Here is a 600-nt window from a genome sequence, read left to right on the forward strand (position 1 = left end):
GCCGAGGCAGTCGGCCCTGAGCCCGCGCGTGAGTGCGCGCTGATCGACCGGGCGCTCCACAAGCTGGCCGAGCATCGTCAGCATGCCGCTTGACTCCACCAGCGTTACCAAGACCACCACAACCATCGATGCGATAGCGGCGGGATCGAAGATCGGGGGGCCGAAATGGAACGGCGTGACGAGTCGCAGTGGCGGCGACGCGATGGCCGTACCGAAGTCGACCAAGCCGGTGGGTATTGCTGCGAGAAACCCGGCAACCATGCCGATCAGCACGGCACAGTTTGCCAGGAAGCGTCCCCCGAAACGGCTAACGAAAAGGATGGTCGCCATGGTCCCACCGGACAAGAGCAGGTGGCGAGGCGCACCGTAATCTGCCGCCCCGCGGCCACCGGCTGCCCAATCGATGGCGACGCCCATCAGCGACAAACCGATCAGCAACATGGCGGTGCCGGTCACCGTCGGCGTCAGAATGGCGCGTAGGCGGCCGGCGAGGGGGACGAACGGAATGACGATGAGGCCGGCCGCGATCGTCGCGCCGTAGACCCCCGCCAGGCCCAGACCTGGCTGCGAGGCGATCGCGATCGAAGGCATGACGCCGAC

Annotated in this window: 1 protein-coding gene; it reads right to left on the minus strand. The window is 66.8% G+C overall.

The annotated features are described in order from the left end of the window. The coding region (locus AACY08_RS28075; protein WP_339472359.1) for a solute carrier family 23 protein at window positions 1-600 on the minus strand (600 nt) is incomplete at both ends.

This window comes from Pseudomonas sp. EL_65y_Pfl1_R83 (assembly GCF_963970695.1).
In the GTDB taxonomy this organism is placed as follows: domain Bacteria; phylum Pseudomonadota; class Gammaproteobacteria; order Pseudomonadales; family Pseudomonadaceae; genus Aquipseudomonas; species Aquipseudomonas tritici.